This window comes from Novosphingobium sp. FSW06-99 (assembly GCF_001519065.1).
Classification (GTDB): domain Bacteria; phylum Pseudomonadota; class Alphaproteobacteria; order Sphingomonadales; family Sphingomonadaceae; genus Novosphingobium.
The window spans coordinates 15,570-31,800 of sequence record NZ_KQ954262.1; the positions used below are offsets into that span (position 1 = coordinate 15,570).

The 16,231-nt window shown below is 65.0% G+C and carries 10 protein-coding genes; 4 read left to right on the plus strand and 6 right to left on the minus strand.

Annotated features, from left to right (window positions below; all coding sequences use genetic code 11):
• Nucleotides 1-83: 83 nt before the first annotated feature.
• The 3 genes from AQZ49_RS17755 to AQZ49_RS17765 all read left to right on the plus strand — a co-directional run bounded on the left by AQZ49_RS17755 (nt 84) and on the right by AQZ49_RS17765 (nt 4,666).
• On the plus strand, nt 84-2,264 hold the full coding sequence (locus AQZ49_RS17755) for an outer membrane protein assembly factor BamB family protein (RefSeq protein WP_067618859.1): 2,181 nt from the start codon (nt 84-86) through the stop codon (nt 2,262-2,264).
• 22 nt (nt 2,265-2,286) lie between these two features.
• Entirely contained in the window at nt 2,287-3,651 is a 1,365-nt protein-coding gene (locus AQZ49_RS17760; RefSeq protein ID WP_067618861.1) for an amino acid permease, read from the plus strand.
• 91 nt (nt 3,652-3,742) lie between these two features.
• The gene (locus AQZ49_RS17765; RefSeq protein ID WP_067618864.1) at nt 3,743-4,666 is read left to right on the plus strand and encodes an ROK family protein; all 924 of its coding nucleotides are present in this window, start codon (nt 3,743-3,745) and stop codon (nt 4,664-4,666) included.
• Here AQZ49_RS17765 and AQZ49_RS17770 read toward each other — a convergent pair.
• The 3 genes from AQZ49_RS17770 to AQZ49_RS17780 form a co-directional block, all read right to left on the minus strand.
• Nucleotides 4,608-6,008: a putative 2OG-Fe(II) oxygenase gene (locus AQZ49_RS17770; RefSeq protein ID WP_067618865.1), complete on the minus strand. Its 1,401-nt coding sequence runs from the start codon at nt 6,006-6,008 to the stop codon at nt 4,608-4,610. The two genes, AQZ49_RS17765 and AQZ49_RS17770, sit on opposite strands and share 59 nt — an antisense overlap.
• The gene (locus tag AQZ49_RS17775; RefSeq protein WP_369819153.1) at nt 6,001-7,512 is read right to left on the minus strand and encodes a tryptophan halogenase family protein; all 1,512 of its coding nucleotides are present in this window, start codon (nt 7,510-7,512) and stop codon (nt 6,001-6,003) included. Before AQZ49_RS17775 ends, AQZ49_RS17770 begins: the two co-directional genes overlap by 8 nt.
• A 145-nt stretch (nt 7,513-7,657) precedes the next feature.
• On the minus strand, nt 7,658-10,165 hold the full coding sequence (locus tag AQZ49_RS17780; protein WP_067618870.1) for a TonB-dependent receptor plug domain-containing protein: 2,508 nt from the start codon (nt 10,163-10,165) through the stop codon (nt 7,658-7,660).
• A gap of 267 nt (nt 10,166-10,432) precedes the next feature.
• On the opposite strand from AQZ49_RS17780, the gene AQZ49_RS17785 reads away from it, so the two are divergent.
• On the plus strand, nt 10,433-11,512 hold the full coding sequence (locus tag AQZ49_RS17785; protein WP_082701888.1) for a LacI family DNA-binding transcriptional regulator: 1,080 nt from the start codon (nt 10,433-10,435) through the stop codon (nt 11,510-11,512).
• On the opposite strand, the gene AQZ49_RS17790 is transcribed toward AQZ49_RS17785, so the two are convergent.
• Genes AQZ49_RS17790 through AQZ49_RS17800 form a run of 3 tightly spaced genes read right to left on the minus strand, consistent with a single transcriptional unit; the run spans nt 11,513 to nt 16,132 of the window.
• Nucleotides 11,513-12,664: a glycoside hydrolase family 68 protein gene (locus AQZ49_RS17790; RefSeq protein WP_082701889.1), complete on the minus strand. Its 1,152-nt coding sequence runs from the start codon at nt 12,662-12,664 to the stop codon at nt 11,513-11,515.
• A 22-nt stretch (nt 12,665-12,686) separates the two neighbouring features.
• Complete coding sequence (locus tag AQZ49_RS17795; RefSeq protein ID WP_067618873.1) at nt 12,687-14,813, minus strand: alpha-galactosidase; 2,127 nt, start codon at nt 14,811-14,813, stop codon at nt 12,687-12,689.
• Nucleotides 14,810-16,132: an MFS transporter gene (locus AQZ49_RS17800; protein ID WP_067618878.1), complete on the minus strand. Its 1,323-nt coding sequence runs from the start codon at nt 16,130-16,132 to the stop codon at nt 14,810-14,812. The genes AQZ49_RS17795 and AQZ49_RS17800 overlap by 4 nt, the downstream gene beginning before the upstream one ends.
• Between the last annotated feature and the right edge of the window lie 99 nt (nt 16,133-16,231).

The window sequence follows — 16,231 nt, forward strand, 5'->3', positions numbered from 1 at the left end:
GCCACCGGGACACCACGGCCCCGGTGGCGAGCCAGCCTAAAACACGCTTGCCATGGCGGCGTTTCCGACGGAGACAGGATGGCATGCTGACACGTTCCATGCGCAAACCCCTGCTCGGCCTGCTGTGTGCATGTGGCCTGGCCGGATCATCGCTCCATGCCGGGCTACCCGATTTTGCGGCGGCGCCCTATCCGGTCGCCGCCGACCAGTGGCCCTTTGTGGGCGGAGATCCGGCGGGCACGTGGTTTTCGGCGTTGCGCGATATCAACGACACCAATGCGGGCCAGTTGGGCTTTGCCTGGGCCTATGACATGGGCACCGATCGCGGGCAGGAGGCGACCCCGCTGGTGATCGACGGGGTGATGTACACCTCGGGCGTATGGGGCATCGTCTATGCGCTTGATGCCACGAACGGCAAATTGCTGTGGCAGTTCGATCCCGGCATCGATCCCGCCTCGGCCCGCAATGCCTGTTGCGACACGGTCAACCGGGGCATCGCGGTGCGCGACGGGGTGGTGTTCGTCGCCTCCGAAGATGGCCGCCTGCACGCGCTCGATGCCAAGACCGGTGCGGAAAAATGGGCGGCCGACACGATCATCAACCGCCACCAGACATATGCCTCGACCGGCGCCGTGGTGTTGACCAGCGATGCGGTGGTGATCGGCAATTCGGGCGCCGATCTGGGTGACGGTTCGACGCGCGGCTATATTTCGGCTTGGGATATCAAGACCGGCGCATTCAAATGGCGGTTTTTCACGGTGCCGCCCGCCCCCGGCCAGCCGTTCGAACATCCCGAACTGGCGCTGGCCGCCAAATCGTGGGGCCCGGACCACGACGGCCGCTATCAGAACGGCGGCACCGTGTGGGACGGGCTTTCGTATGATGCGCAGACCGACCAGATCGTGTTCGGCACCGCCAATGCATCGCCCTATGTGCGCGCAAAAAGTGCCGCCGAACGCCACGATGATCTGTTCAACGCCTCGATCATCGCGGTCGATGCGCATTCGGGGCGGATGAACTGGTATTATCAGGAAACCCCCGGCGACGCCTGGGACTATGATGCCGTGCAGAAGTTCATTTTTGCCAATCTGCCGGTCGGCGGCGAAACGCGCCGCGTGGTGATGCAGGCGTCGAAAAACGGGTTCTATTACACGCTCGACCTGAAATCGGGCAAATTGCTGGCCGCCGATGCGTTTACGTATGTCAATTGGGCCAGCGGCGTCGACCTGGCCACCGGTCGCCCCCATTTCACCCCGATCGCCGATTACAGCGCTAAGCCCAAGAACGTCTATCCGTCGTGGGCGGGCGGCCACACCTGGAACCCGATGTCGTTCAGCCCGACCACCGGGCTGGTCTATATCCCCACGCTCGATGTGCCCAATGTCATGGTCAATCTGCCGCGCAACGGCGGCGAGCTTGACCATCTGGAAGGGTTCTTCAACGCCAACGGGATCATCCCCGACGATACTTATGACGTGCCCACATTAAGCCGCCTGTTCGGCCCCTTGCCCAGCAAGGCCGAATTGCAGAAGGAACGCGGCAAGACCAGTCTGGTGCGTGAAGTCCTGAAGGCCTGGGACCCGGTGGCGCACAAGGTGGTGTGGGAACACGTCACGTCCGAGGGCAATCGCGGCTATGACGGCGGGGTGCTGTCGACGGCGGGCAATATCGTCGTACAGGGGCGCGGCGATGGCACCTTGCGCGTCTACAACGCCACCACCGGCGCACAGATCACCGCGATCCAGACCGGCACGCATATCATGGCCGCGCCGATGACCTATCGCATCGGCGGGGTGCAATATATCGCGGTGCAAGCGGGTTATGGCGGGATCGGTATCAGCTATCCCATTCCGCCGGGCGACGCGGCCTATCGCAACATGAACACCAACCGCATTCTGGTGTTCAAGCTGGGCGGCGGACCAGTGCCGCAGCCGCAATTGCGCCCCGATCCATTCGATTACCCCGCCCCACCCGCGCTCAACGCCACCCCGGCGGTGATCGCGCGCGGCGAGGCGAAGTTCACCGAATTCTGTTCGCGCTGCCATGTGTTCGGGCCCGGCGTCACCCCCGATCTGTCGCGCCTGCCCGCCGAGGTGCACGCCATGTTCAACGATATCGTGCTCAAGGGCGCGCTCGCCGGGCTCGGCATGGCACCGCTCAATGATATGGTCAGCCCCGGCGATGTCGACGCGATCCACGCTTATCTGATCGACCAGCAGCGGCAGGGTTACACCGCACAGCACAAAAATACCGCCACCAACTGATCGTCTGGAAAAAAGTACACCCATGTCACAATCCGCAGCACTCGCGCATTCGCTCAAACCGCGCCACGTGACGATGATCTCGATCGGGGGGATCATCGGCGCGGGGATCTTCGTCGGATCGAGCGTGGCGATCCACATTGCCGGTCCCGCCGTGCTGGCCAGCTATTTCCTGTGCGGGTTGCTGGTCTTTGTGATCATGCGCATGCTGGGCGAAATGGCCATCGCGCGGCCCGGTCTGGGCTCGTTCACCGGCTACACCTCGCTTGGGCTGGGGCCCTGGGCCGGGTTCACCAACGCCTGGCTCTATGCCTATTTCTGGGTGATCACCATCGCGGTCGAAGCGATCGCGGGCGCCAACATGCTGATGCCGTTCATCCCTCTGCCGATGTGGGCGCTGTCGGCGCTGCTGATCGCGGCGATGACCGGGGTCAACCTGATGTCGGTCAAGACTTATGGCGAGTTCGAATTCTGGTTCGCCAGCCTTAAAGTGGTGACAATCATCGGCTTCATCGCCTTGGGGCTCGGCTATGTGTTCGGGTTCGGCCCTGGCCTGGCTGCGCTGGCGCACCAGTTCACCGCGCATGGCGGGGTCGCGCCGACCGGGCTGGCAACGGTGTTCCTGGCCATCCCGACGGTGATCTTTTCGATGATGGGCAGCGAAGTCGCCACCATCGCGGCGGTCGAAACCGCCGATCCCGCGCGCAATGTGGTGCGTGCCGGGCGCACGGTCGCCTTGCGCATCATGTTCTTCTACATCGGCTCGATCGCGGTGATCCAGGCGATCCTGCCGTGGGATCAGGTGGTGCCGGGCAAATCGCCGTTTGTCGCCGCGCTGGGCCTGATCCATGTGCCGGGCGCCTCGGCGATCATTGGCGCGGTTATTTTCACCGCGATTGTCTCGTGCCTCAATTCGGCGATCTATGTCACCAGCCGGATGCTGTTCGAATTGTCGCAGCGCGGCGATGCCCCGGCGGTGTTCGCCACGGTGTCCGCGCGCAAAGTGCCGGCGGTCGGCATCGTCACCGCCGCGCTGTTCGGCTATGGCGTGGTGCTGACCTCGGTGGTGTCGCCAGGCGGGCTGTTCGCATTTCTGGTACAGGCCTCGGGTGCGACGATCCTGTGTGTCTATCTGTTGATCGTGTTTGCGCAGATCGCGCTGCGCCGCCGCCTCGAACGCGCGGGCGAAACGCTGGCCGTCAAAGTCTGGCTGTTCCCGCTTGTCAGCTATGCCGCGGCGGCGAGCATTGTGGCGGTGCTGGTGATGATGTTGCTGTCGCCCGAGGAATTTTCCGAAGTGGCGCTGTCGGCGGGCGTGTTTGTCGCCTGCATCATCGCCTGGCAGGTCCGCGCCCGGTTCGGCAAGACCGTGGTGCCGCTCACCGCCTAGGTAAAACGATTGCATAGCGCGGCTTCGCGCTTGGCAGAGGGCCTTTCCCCGTGGCACTGGTGCGCCACGGCAGGAGAGGACACCGAACCCGATGCACAGCGATGAAAACAGCCTGATCGGCGCGATCGAGGCAGGCGGCACCAAGTTCATCTGTGCGCTGGCCCGCCCCGATGGCACGATTGTCGCGCGCGCGCGCATCGACACGCGCACCCCGGAGGAATGCTTTCCCGAAGTCGCCGCGTTCTTTCACGACAGCGCCGCAACCCACGGGCCGATTGCCGCGTTCGGTGTCGCCAGCTTTGGCCCGATCGACATCGATCCCGCCTCGCCCGCCTATGGCACGTTCACCACCACGCCAAAGCCGGGCTGGCAGGGCGCGCGGTTTCACGACGTGCTCGATCGCTTCGGCGTGCCCTTCGTGGTTGATACCGATGTCAACGGCGCGGCGATCGGCGAATGGCAGGCCGGCGCAGGCCAGGGCGCGCGCACATTGGCCTATACCACCATCGGCACCGGCGTCGGCACCGGGGTGCTGCGCGACGGGCGCTCGCTGATGGGGTTTTCGCACTACGAAATGGGGCATATCCACCCCAGCCATGACCACGCCGCCGACCCCTTCCCCGGCTGGTGCCCTTATCACGGCGACTGCCTCGAAGGGCTGGTGGCGGGCCCGGCGATCATCAAGCGCTGGGGTACCAGCCTCGACCACTTGGCCGATGATCCGGCCAAGATCGAGCTGATCGGCGGCTATATCGCCGACCTGGCCGCCGATCTGGTGCTGATGCACATGCCCGACCGGCTGATCTTTGGCGGCGGGGTGATCAAGGCGCCCGGACTGATCGAGGCGGTGCGGCGGCGCACCGAAAAGCGGTTGAACGGCTATGTCCGCAATGACCGGCTCGATCCGGGGCTCGAACGCTATATTGTTACGCCCGGACTTGGTGACGATGCGGGGATCACCGGGGCGATTGCGCTCGGCCGTCAGGCGCTGGCACAACATCAAACGCCAGATTGAGCCGCTCGCCCGCGTCGATCGGCACCGTGCCGTGCCAGACGTAGGACGGAAACAGCACGAGTTGACCGACCGAGGGCGCGATCATCCCGCGCGGGGGCAAATCGACGCCCAGTTCGGCGGGCGGCGCGCCCCAGTGGAAATGCCCGGCAGGCGCCGCGCCCATCGTGGCACCATCGGGCAGCGCGACATAGAACGCCGATGAGAGCCACCCCATCGGATGGCTGTGGGTGACATTGAACCCGCCCGGCCCCAGCCGCACCGACCAGCTTCCCGCCACGCGCAAATCGTCGCGCGGGACCGACAGAAGCGGATGGCGCGGATCGTGCGGCGGCAAACCCGCGACATGCGCCTCCACCGCCGCCATCAGTGCCGCGCGCACGCGGCCAAAGATCGGCTCGTGCCGCAACAGCACCGATCGATCGGTCTGTGTCCCGGCGCGCACCGATTGTTCGGCATAGGCCTGCTGCGCGGTGTGCAATCCACGCAGAACACCGGCCAGTTCGGCCAGATCCTGCGCCGACAACCCAACATCATGCGCGCGCACGAATGCCGGATCGCCCTCCAGCCAGTCGCCCAGCGGATCGCCCAGCATGCGCCACGCGGTCGACAGATAGGACCACGCCTGCCGCCCCGCCGGGCCCGGCAACATCGCCAGCGCCTGGTTGCGCGCGCGCGTCGCATCCCCCTGCCGCAGCGCCAGCCGCATCCGCGCGATATGGACAAACGGATCGGCACCGCCCGCCAACCGGTCGAGCAGCGCCCCACACCGGTCAAGCGCACCGGATTCGCCCGCCACGAACGCCCGCGCGGAAAGCAGCGCAGGTGTCTCGCCCAGATGCTGCTGCGCCTCATCAAGCACCGCACTCGCCCGGTCCCAATCGCGTATCTGCGCCAGCGCGCCGAACCAGCCCAGCCACAGGCCTTGCTGCGCCGGATGTGCCCGCGCCGCCCCGGCCCAGTCGCGATCGAAATCCGCCACCTCCCCCGCCACCCAGCGCATCGACGCCAGTACGCGCAACCCATCGAGCCAATCGGGCGCGGCGGCAATCGCGTCGATCAGCAAGGCCTGTGCCCCTGCCGGATCGCCCTCGGCGGCCAGTGCCATTGCACGATTGCGCCGCGCATCGCGGTTGGCCGGATCGAGCGCTTCGGCACGCGCAAACAGTTCTGCGGCCGGCAGCCCGCGTTCATACCGCAATTGCGCCAACAGAAAGGCGATGCGCCGATCGGCGGGCGCCAGACTGTGCGCGAGTGTCAGCGCGGCATCGGCTTGATCCATGCGCTGCGCGCCGCGATGCGCCATCGCTTCGGCAAGAGCGCGCGATGCCGCAATGTCAGACATCGCCCCGGCAATGCTGCGCAACATAGTCGCGATGGCTGGGCAGGCGTTGCGCCTCTGCCGCCATCGCGGCCTTGAACTTGGCCAGCCAGGCCGCGCCATCGGCCTCGCGATAGTGCGCCACCGGGTCCAGCCGTTCGGGCAGATTGCCCTGGCCGATATGCACTGCGGTCCATGACGGCGCCCCAAACAGATCCATGTCGCGCACAATCAACCGGCCGAACCGACGGAAATGATCGATCCGCGCCTGCACCGTGTCGGGGATCGCCATGTTGGCGCAATATTGCCACAACGGTTCGTCACGACGGTTGAGGTGATAGTGCAGGATCAGGAAATCGCGAATACGCTCGGTTTCGCCACTGGCCACCCGGTTGAATTCATCGATGACCAGCGGATCGAAATCGCGATCGGGGAAAAACGCCAGCAATTTCGAGATATTGGCCTGGATCAGGTGCAGACTGGTCGATTCCAGCGGTTCCATGAACCCGCTCGACAGCCCAACCGCCACGACATTGCGGTTCCACGATTTGCGGCGACGACCGGTGACAAACCGCAACGGGCGCGGATCGGCCAGCGGGGTGCCGTCAAGCCGCCCCAGCAGATCGCTGGCCGCGCGGTCATCGTCGATGAACCCCGATGAATAGACATAGCCGTTGCCCGTGCGTCCCTGGATCGGAATGCGCCATTGCCATCCCGCGCTTTGCGCGGTCGAACGAGTATAGGGAATAAAATCGGCGGTCGGAGCGCAGGGCACCGCCAGCGCGCGATCGCACGGCAACCAGTGCGACCAGTCTTCATACCCGGTGTGCAGCGCACCCTCGATCAGCAGGCCGCGAAAGCCCGAGCAATCGATGAACAATTCGCCGGCGATCACGCGCCCATCGGCCAGCGTGACACTTTCGACAAAACCGGTTTCACCCTTGAGCGCGACGGAAACCGCCTTGCCCTCGATCCGGATCACCCCCCGCGCCTCGGCATAGCTGCGCAGAAAGGCGGCATAACGGACCGCGTCGAAGTGATAGGCATAGTCATACGTGCTGAGCACGTTGCGCGGATCGCGCGACGGCGGGGCAAACTTTCCGGCCTGCGCCAGCACCCAGGCCATGCAATAATTGTCGAGCGGATCGATCGCGCCCGCGCGATGCTGCGCCAGCCAGAACTGGTGCACGCCGACCGTATCGAACGGTTTGCCATATGTACCAAACGGGTGAAAATAGGTCTGCCCCGGCTGTTGCCACCCAACGAACTGGATGCCCAGCTTGAACGAACCATGCGTCGCCTTGACGAAATCCGCTTCGGCAATGCCGAGCATTTCGTTGAACAGGCGGATCGGCGGAATGGTCGCCTCGCCCACGCCGACCGTGCCGATCTCTTCGGATTCGACCAGCGTGATCGTGCAATCGCGTTGCAGCGTGCGGCACAGCGCAGCGGCGGTCATCCACCCTGCCGAACCCCCGCCAACAATCACGATCGAACGGATGGCGCGGTCAGTGTCTGGCGACGGCATCATTCCCACCTCTGGTCTGGCAGCGGCTATAGCCCGCACCGCAGTTGTCGAACAGTCGGCAAAAAAGCGGGTGGAGGATCCATGATCCTCCACCCGCAATCAGGTCACGCCGGATGCAAGGGGCACACCCGGTGTGAAGTCATGATCAGAACGAGAAGCGGACCGAACCCTTGACCGCGCGACCCTGGGCGACGCCCGCGTTGAGCAGGTTGGTGGTGCCGCCGACAAAGTTCGACGCGCCCTGCGTCGCATAAGTGTTGAACAAGTTGTAGATATCCAGCCCGAGCTGGATATGCGGCACGGGGCGCACTTTGGCGAACAGGCCGAACAGGGCCGATCCGGCATACGTGTTGCCATCGCCACCCAGCGTGCTGGTCTGACCGTTGACGCTGAAGCCTGCCTCGGCCTTGTCGATCTTGTAGCTGACGAGTGCCGAATACGTCAGATCAGGGATGTTGGGCGATTTCAGGAACGGCGCATTCTGGCTGGCCGCGACGAGCGAGTGGTCATACGTCGCGCTCAGCACCAGATTGAAACCGTGGTTGTGGTACGTCGTGAACAGTTCCACCCCGGTGTCGTGATACTTTCCCGAAATAATGCAGGTTTCTTCGTTGATACCCAGGATGTTTTCGCAGTTGGTCTGCGAAATTTCCTGCGAAGAAATGCTGTACTTCGAATAGTACCCGGTCAATTCCACGGTGTAGTGGCCGCCCGCCAGATCGCCGCGGTTCTTCAGGCCGAGTTCGTACTGATCGACGGGGAATGCCGCGTTGGCCAGACCCGCTGCGCTGAGTGAACCATTGGCGTTGAAGTACGAGGGCGTGCTGTTGGTCAGACGATCGGCGTTGAAACGTGTGCCGTGCGAAGCGCGAACAAACGTCGAAAGCGCGTCGGTCACCTTGTACAGCGCGCCGACCGACCAGTTGGTCGCGCTCTCGCTGAAGTTCACCGCGTTGACCGCACCGTTATAGCCCAGCAGCGGCAAGGCCGTCGTCACCGACGTGCCGGTGCGCGGGTCGATCTGCGACACATTGGCTGTGCCGACCGCCGCGCCGGTGCTGCCTTGCGCCCAGCCACTGCCCGAAAACAGCTCTTCACGGATGCTGGCATCGAGGTTCAGCCTGCCCACATCGACGTTGAGGTCGGCATAAGGTGCATTGTCGGTGAAGGTCAGGTCGAACTGCTGGTTCCAGCCCTGGTTGAAGCCGGTCTGTCCACCCACCGACAGCAGATTGCCGGTGCCGTTCAGCCCGCTGACCAGATCGAGTTCAGCCGGGGTCGATCCGGTCGCTTCGTTGATCGAAGGATTTGAATGCCAGTCTTCGGCAATGCGCTGCGAGAAGTACTGGTAACCCACTTTCAGGTCGCCCTTGAACGGGCCGGTGGCAAATTCATACCGCGCGGCCAGATCGTTGGCGATGTGGTCCATGTGGTTCATGTTGGTATGAACCGCCTCGCTCGAACTGACATAGGCGCCGTTGAACACGTTGCCGGCATTGGGCCCGTTGGCATAGATCAACGACTGCGTGCCCGACAGCACGCTGGCGGTCGATGTCGCGCCATAGAACTGCACATCGAAATTGCCGCTCATACGGGCCACGCGCGCATTGTCATCGACGGTCAGGCCACCGCCGAAATCATAATGCGTCTGGAATTGCAGCATCTTTTCCCGGGTCAGGATGCCGTCGATCGGCTGACGCGAAATCGCGCCGCTGGCGTCGGCAAACAGCACGCTGGAATTGAGCGCCGAATAGCCGGGCGCCTGGTTGCGTGCATCGCACAGCGGCGAAGGCCCGATCCCCGACACTTTGTTGCCGTTCAGGTTGGCCGAGCTGATGCAGCCGTTATAGCTGGGCTCCTGCGTGTTGGCGACCTTGAACAGCAGTCGGATATAACCTTTGCCGTCAGCGAATTCCTTGGTGATGTTGCCCTTGAACGCATAGGAATTGCTGACGTTGTAATCGGCGTGTTCGATGCCGTGACCAACGTCGTAATAGCCGCCGATGTTGAAATAGGTGCTGTCGTTGATGCTGCTGCCCAGGCGGAAATTGACCTTGGACCAGTCGTAGTTGACGCCCTTTTCCACTTCGACAAAGCCGCCGTCGTTGCGGCCGGTATAGCTGATGTGGTTCAGCACGGCGCCGACGGCCTGCGATGCCAGCGTCGAGGCGGTGCCGCCACGGATCGCTTCGACGCGTTCGTCGGTGACCATCGGGTGAGTCCAGTAGTCGTTGTTGCCGAACTGGATGTCACCGAACAGCACGACCGGCAGGCCGTCTTCCTGGATCTGCACAAACGGCGAACCGCCGGTCGGCGTGCGCAAGCCGCGAACACCGATGTTCGAGTTGCCGCCATCGCCCTGCGTCCCGGCCACCTGGATCCCCGGGATCAGGCGGTAGAGTTCGGCGGTCGACGTGGCATCGAAATTCTGGATGTCGGCGCTGGTCAGCGAACTGATCGAGGTCGACGTGTTCAGCTTGGTGCGCGAACCGGTCGATGCGGTCACCACGATCGCCGCGAGCGTGTCATCGGTCGGTGTGGTCGCTGCCGGTGTGGCGGCGGGCGTCTGGTCTGCAGCGAATGCCGGAGACGCAAGAACGGCAACGGCAATGGCCGCCGCCGAGACACAGGTATGCAGAGCTGGGCGCTTCATCAGGAACTCCCCCATGGAATGCCCCCGCTTCCATTAGCAGGGGTCAACTGTCATTCTGACTAAATCCAACAACAAACGTTTGCAACCGAAAATGCAAAGGATTGCATTTGCATTCCAGACGGGCCACGACCTGTTGCGAAAGCGCATCACCTGTCCCAAAGGTCAGGAGGCCGGGCGATCCCGGCATTAAACCGAACCCAAACAAGGACACCCTGCCCGGCGCGGCGTCCCTTGCATTCCCCATGGGCACAGGCCAGACACATAGCCATGACCGATAACCGCGACGGACACAGCGACACGATCGAACGGACCGCAGGCCATTCGCCCGACGAAATCGTCGCGCCGCGCCAGCGCATCCGCAACATCACCGAACTGGCCCGGCTGGCCGGTGTCTCGCCGGGCACAGTGTCGCGCGCACTGGCCGGAAAATCGCTGGTCAATCCGCAAACGCGCGATCGCATCCAGACGCTGGCGCGTGAACATGGCTTTCGCCTCAATCAGATGGCCAGCCGGTTGCGTACGCAGCGCACCGGGGTCATCGGGGTGGTGTTTCCGCTCGGCCATGAAAGCCGTCAGCACATTTCCGATCCGTTCTTCATGACGCTGTTCGGCTATCTGGCCGACGAACTGACCGAAAGCGGGCACGACATCATGCTGTCGCGGGTGATTCCCGGCGATACCGAATGGCTCGACCGGATTGTCGATTCGGGCATGCTCGACGGCGCATTGGTGATCGGCCAGTCGGACCAGAGCGCGGTGATCGATGCGGTCGCCAGCCGGTATATGCCGCTGGTGGTATGGGGAACGCACCATGCCGACCAGATCCATTGCACCGTCGGCAGCAACAACCGGCTGGGCGGGCGGCTGGCTGCCGAGCGCCTGCTGGCAATCGGCAAGACCCGGCTGGCCTTTCTGGGCGAAACCAGGGGCCCCGAAATTGCCGACCGGCTGGCCGGGGTGCGCGATGCAATTGCCGGACGTAGCGATGTCGTGCTGCGCCAGGTGCCGACGCCGTTGTCGAGCGAAGCGCTGGGCGAACACGTCGTGGCGCAACTGGCGGAACTGGGCGATGATCTCGACGGGATTGTCGCCGCATCCGACGTGATCGCGATGATGGTGCTGCGCGCGCTGCACGAACGCGGCGCGCGCGTGCCCGAACAGATCGCCGTGGTCGGCTTCGACGATCTGCCGATCGCCACCAGCACGGTGCCGCAACTGACCACGGTGCGTCAGGATATCGCCGGCGGGGCCAAGGCGATGGTGGGCGCGCTGATGCAGCGCATGGCCGGGATCAACGCCCCGGCCACCATCCTGCAACCCGAACTGGTCATCCGCGAAAGCGCCTGATCAGGCGATCGCGACCCGGTCGCCATCGAACCGCAGGCGGAACACCGGCGCGGGCGTGCCGCCAAACCGGCTGCGCAGCAGTTCGGGGTGATCAGCCAGGGCACGCCCGGCCATCCCCCAGTAATCGACAAAGCTCCACACTTCGCCCTCACCGGTCACCCACCAGCTATAGCTCTGGGTCGGTTCGTCCAGCGGGTTGGCGGCGACCAGTCCGTTGCCGTTGATCATCCGCCAGGGACCCTCGATCCGATCGGCCACCGCGCCATACAACCCATTCGGCCCGGCCACTGCATGGGGGCCAAACGTATGGCGCTGGGTCGACCAGAACACGTAATAGCGCCCGTCGCGGTGGATAGGACAAGGCCGTTCCAGCTCGTTGTTGACCCCGATCGCCTCGATCAGCGGATTGCCCGGCACCCATGCATCGCCTTCGCGCGTGGCGATACCGATCAGCCCGTTGTGCGGATCATCGCTCCACGCGGCGCTGGCGCAGAACAGCACATGCGCCTTGCCCGTGGCAGGGTCGCGAAACCAGGCCGGATCGCGAAACGCCTTGATCGTGCCGGGTGCGGGATTGCTGACTTCCTGCCGGTCGAGGAGATAGCGCACGCCATCGGCAACGATGATTTCGCGGGGGGTCTGCCAGTGGCCGATGCCCTCTTCGTCCAGCCGGCCATCGACCGCATACAGGCGCTGTTCGACCGAGGACGGGCCATCGCGCCGCCCGGCAACGGTGTAGAACAGCGTGACGGTCACCCCGTCATCGCCCAGCACCGCGCTGCCGGCCCATTCACGCGTGCCCGGGTTGAGCCCGTCAGGCAGCGCGTGGCCATGATCGCGCCAGCCATCGGTGCCGTGCGACAGCAGACGGATGCGCGCGATCACATGGCGATCGGCCGGATCGGGCAGCGCCGGGGCGCCCAGAAAGAACCACAACATGCGCCCGTGGTGCACCACGCTGCGCCCGTCTTCGTGGGCCAGCGGCCAGCAATCCCACAGATCGATCCCGGGCAGGATCGGCGCAACGTCTGCCGCCGTGATCGGCGGCAATTGCGGGGGATCGGCATAGTCAGAGGCAATCCAGCGGCTGGCGCCAAAATTTCCAATCGATTGATCAATCGATTGTTGGTCCGGTTTCGCGTCGTTGGTCATGGGGGGCAGTCTTGAACCTGGATCAGGAGGGAAACGGAGCCAGCGGATCGGTGGTGCACCCGACCCCGGCAAGGTGAAACACGCCAACAGTTTCGGCGCGCAACGGCGGCAACGGCAACCCGGCATGCGCCAGCCAGTCGCCCATGAAGTCCACCGGGTCAGCCCCGGTCCAGATCGCGGGCATGGGCGGCGCATGGCCGCCCCCCCCGGCAATCCCGAGCAGGCGCACCCGCAGCGCGCCCGCCCCGGCCAGAAACGGCAGTGCCAGCGGGCACGGTCGCCGGTCGAGCGGCGGCGCCGCGCGCATGACCCACAGCAACAGCCCGGTGTCCGGCGCACCTTGCGCCTGCCACACCAGCCCGTCGCCCGCCTGCCCCAGCCAGACGCCCCTGCCGTGCACCAGATCGCGCGCAGAGCGGGCAAACGCGATCCATTGCGCCAGGGCGGCGCGATCGTTCGGTGCGAGCGCGGCGGGATCAAGCTCCACGCCGAAATGCCCGCAACTGGCGACGGCGGCGCGAAATGCCAGCGACTGGCTGCGCCCGGTGGCATGGGCCGGACTGGCGCCGACATGGCAACCCATCAGTTCGGGCGGCAGAAACGCCAGAAACCCGCGCTGCATCGCCACCCGGCTGACCGCATCGATATTGTCACTGGTCCAGAACCGATGGACGTAGGGCACCATCCCGGCATCGCTGCGCCCGCCCCCGCCCGCGCAGGATTCGATCTCCACGGCGGGATGCGCGGCGCGCAGCCGAGCCAGCAGGTCATAGGTGCCGCGCACCTGGCCCGCGCCACCGGCCGGTACCAGATCTCGGTTGTGATCCCATTTGAGATAGCCGACCGGCACGCTGCGCAAGATCGCATCGAGCGCACCAAACAGATAATCGCGCACCGCAGCGATGCGCATATCGAGCACCAGTTGCCCGCGCGCGGTCAGCAGCGGCGTGCCCGCACGATGCAGCGCCCATTCGGGGTGCGCGCGATAGAGATCGCTGTCGGGATTGACCATTTCAGGTTCCACCCACAGCCCGAATTCCATGCCCAGCGCGCGCACCGCATCGGCCAGCGGCTTCAGCCCGTGCGGGTATTTGACCGGATCGGCCGTCCAGTCGCCCAGCCCTGCACTGTCATCGCCGCGCCCCTTGAACCAGCCATCGTCGAGCACGAACCGTTCGATGCCGATATCTGCCGCCGCGCGCGCCAGATCGAGGATGCGCGCGGCGTCGTGGTCGAAATAGCAGGCCTCCCAACTGTTCAGATGCACTTTGCGCGGGCCCATTGCACCGCCCGGCCAGCGCAGCATCGCGCGCACCATGGCATGCTGCGCCGCCATTGCGCCGTTGCGTCCCGCCCCGCTGATCGCCAGCAGCGCATCGGGCGCGGCCCAGGTCGCGCCGGGCGCAAGCACCGCTTCGCCCGGTTGCAGCACCGCGCCCGCGCTGAGCACGTAAAACCCTTCATCGTCGCGCTCGATGGCGATGCGGCTGTCGCCCGACCAGCACAGTTGCAGCGCCAACACGGTGCCATGGTCCCACCCTGCCCCGGCCTGCAAGACCTGCACGCCCGGCGCGCCGCCGTGCCCGGAAATGCCGCGCCGGGTTTCGCGCAGCCAGACATGTTCGGGCAGCGCCTCGTCACATTCGACCAGTTCGGCGTTGTGCCGCCCGCGCCACGACACCACCCGCGCCGCGCCCGGCGGCAAGGGCGCGATCACGCTGTTCAGATGATCGAGCACGATCGGGGCCTCGCCCCGGTTGGTCAGCGCCGCGCCGATCCGCCAGCCGACCCCGGCCTCGATCCGAACGGTCTGCACCAGTTCGATCCCGGAGCGACCATCGCCCAGCGTGATGCGCCAGCGATCTTCACCGGTTTCCACCCGGGCGCGGGTCCATACCGGCGCCAGCGCGATGCCGTCGCGGCGCAGCGTCAGCACCGGCGGGCCGAACCAGCCCTGCCCTGCCAGTGGCGCAGTCGACAGCGGGCAATCGCGATCGAGCGAATAGGATGCCGCCGTGCGTGTGGCGGCCAGCGGCGACAGTGCGCCAGGCACAACCCGCGCACCGCAATGGCGCCACAGTGGCGCCGTATCGGCCACCGGTTCCAGCACGAGCGAGCCGCCGCCCGCATGGAGCACCAGCGGCATCATGCGGCGGCGGGCTCCAGCGCAGCCGGGCGCACGCGCCCTTCCTCGACCCAGGCCACCGCCAGCCCCCCGGCGATCAGGCACACGCCGCACAGCCGCAGCAGATTGCGCGGATCGTTGCCGAGCAGGCGATGATAGACATCGAACCCGATCGACACGAAACCAAGATCCAGCCTGCTCATCACCACCGCGAAAAACAGCATCGGCAGCACGATCATCATGTTGAAGATACCCATGTAGACCCCGGTGCGCTGGGGCGGAATGGCGCTGGTGAGAATAGTATAGGGGTTGCCCATGATGCTGCCCCAGGCCAGCCCGATGCCGATCGCGGGGATGAACAGCAGCGCCTTGGCATGGACCAGCGGCAGCGCAATCATGCCCAGCCCGCCGCAGCCCAACGCCAGCGCATGCAGCGGCCCCGGCCCGATCCGGCGCGCCAGCGGCACCATTGCAAAGGCGCCTACGAACGCCACCGCGTTGTAGAACGCGGCGACTTCACCATTGGTCAGCACCGCGCTGTGAAACGCAGACGTCTGCGGGTCTGATGTGTGATAGATCGTGCGGCCCAGCGAATAGACCGCATAAGTCCAATACCCCGACATGCCGAACCACTGAAACAGGCTCATCAGGCCGAGTTTGCGCATGGCGCGCGGCATGTCGCGGATGGCGTGCACGATTTCCATCAGGGTAGCGCCAAATCCGGCCGGTCGCGCCAGGATTTCGGCGCGTTCGACAGGGGTCAGCGGCAATTCGGGCACGCGCCAGATCGACCACACGATGGTCGTCAGCGACAGCACCGCGCCGATCGTGAACACCACCCGCACTGTATAGGGGATGTGGTGCGCATCGACCCAGTCCTGGTTCATGCCGAACCCGACCAGGATCGACGGCGTCAGGAACGCCAGCATTTGCGCAAGACCGGTGAACGCGCTTTGCGACAGAAACCCGAATTGCCGCTGCGCCGGATCGAGCCGGTCGGACACATAGGCGCGATAGGGTTCCATGGTGATGTTGTTGCCCGCATCGAGCAGCCAGAGCAGCGACGCCGCCATCAGGATCGAGGCCGACAGCGGCATCAGGAACAGCCCGGCGCAACACAACACCGCGCCCAGCAGGAAATAGGGCGTGCGCCGCCCCCAGCGCCCGGTGGTGCGATCACTCATCGCACCGATCAGCGGCTGGATCAGCAGCCCGGTCAGTGGCCCGGCCAGTTGCAGCAGTGGCAACTGGCTCTCGTTGGCGCCCAGATAGCTGTAGATCGGGGACATGTTGCCCTGTTGCAGCCCGAAACTGAATTGCAGCCCGAGAAACCCCAGGTTCATTTCCAGAATGCGGCCAAGCGACAAATGCGGGCGTTGGGCAGGCACCGATCTTCTCCCCAGGGGCCTTGTCGGCCCTCATAGCGGGGTCATGTCACAGAT

What these genes read in the sequence shown, in the direction of transcription:
- AQZ49_RS17755 (WP_067618859.1), top strand. Translation starts at nt 84, where the DNA reads ATGCTGACACGTTCCATGCGCAAACCCCTGCTCGGCCTGCTGTGTGCA.
- AQZ49_RS17760 (WP_067618861.1), top strand. Translation starts at nt 2,287, where the DNA reads ATGTCACAATCCGCAGCACTCGCGCATTCGCTCAAACCGCGCCACGTG.
- AQZ49_RS17765 (WP_067618864.1), top strand. Translation starts at nt 3,743, where the DNA reads ATGCACAGCGATGAAAACAGCCTGATCGGCGCGATCGAGGCAGGCGGC.
- AQZ49_RS17770 (WP_067618865.1), bottom strand. Translation starts at nt 6,008, where the DNA reads ATGTCTGACATTGCGGCATCGCGCGCTCTTGCCGAAGCGATGGCGCAT.
- AQZ49_RS17775 (WP_369819153.1), bottom strand. Translation starts at nt 7,512, where the DNA reads ATGCCGTCGCCAGACACTGACCGCGCCATCCGTTCGATCGTGATTGTT.
- AQZ49_RS17780 (WP_067618870.1), bottom strand. Translation starts at nt 10,165, where the DNA reads ATGAAGCGCCCAGCTCTGCATACCTGTGTCTCGGCGGCGGCCATTGCC.
- AQZ49_RS17785 (WP_082701888.1), top strand. Translation starts at nt 10,433, where the DNA reads ATGACCGATAACCGCGACGGACACAGCGACACGATCGAACGGACCGCA.
- AQZ49_RS17790 (WP_082701889.1), bottom strand. Translation starts at nt 12,664, where the DNA reads ATGACCAACGACGCGAAACCGGACCAACAATCGATTGATCAATCGATT.
- AQZ49_RS17795 (WP_067618873.1), bottom strand. Translation starts at nt 14,813, where the DNA reads ATGATGCCGCTGGTGCTCCATGCGGGCGGCGGCTCGCTCGTGCTGGAA.
- AQZ49_RS17800 (WP_067618878.1), bottom strand. Translation starts at nt 16,132, where the DNA reads ATGAACCTGGGGTTTCTCGGGCTGCAATTCAGTTTCGGGCTGCAACAG.